This is a genomic window from Vibrio sp. Y176 (assembly GCF_033438945.1).
The window spans coordinates 1-680 of sequence record NZ_JAWOQS010000570.1 but is presented as its reverse complement, the minus strand read 5'-3'; the positions used below and the strand labels follow the sequence as shown (position 1 = coordinate 680).

The window sequence follows — 680 nt, the reverse complement described above, 5'->3', positions numbered from 1 at the left end:
ATTGGAAAGCGAAACCAAAGACAGCTTAAGACTCATGATACAACCTAGATCTGACGTCTTTTATAGTTAGTACGGGCGCTATATCACTTCAGAAAAATTATGCTATTAGTTTCTATTTGTATGGTTACGTAATGCAAAGAATCAAAAAAAAGCCGCTCTTTTGAGCGGCTTTTAAGTATTTGTTAGGAAACTAAGCTTCTTGCTTCTGTAACTCCGCGTCAGCGGCAGTTTCTTCTACTAAAGCATCAACAATGACCGCACATGCTGCATCACCAGTAATGTTTAGAGCCGTACGAATCATGTCGAAGATACGGTCAAGAGCGAAGAGTAGAGGCAGACCTTCAATTGGAATACCCGCCGCTAGTAGTACTGCTACCACTAGGAAAGAAGGTCCCGGAACACCAGCTTGACCAACCGCACCTAGTGTTGAAGTCACGATGATCGCGATGTAAGCGCCCATGCCTAGGTCGATGTTGAACAGCTGTGCAAAGAAGATAGCCACCAAGCCGTAGTAAATCGCATTACCAGACATGTTGATGGTCGCGCCCAGAGGCAGAACGAATGACGCAGTTGAGTTTTTCACGCCAAGTTCTTTTTCACACGTATCCATAGTGACAGGCAGTGTCGCCATTGACGACGCTGTTGATAGTGCAACTGCTTGCGGTTTTTTCATTGCAGAC

Annotated in this window: 1 protein-coding gene; it reads right to left on the bottom strand. The window is 45.1% G+C overall.

The features are described 5' to 3' along the window. Window positions 1–190 precede the first annotated feature (190 nt). On the bottom strand, window positions 191–680 hold a 490-nt coding region (locus R7O13_RS27355; RefSeq protein WP_318305259.1), incomplete at its 5' end, for a dicarboxylate/amino acid:cation symporter.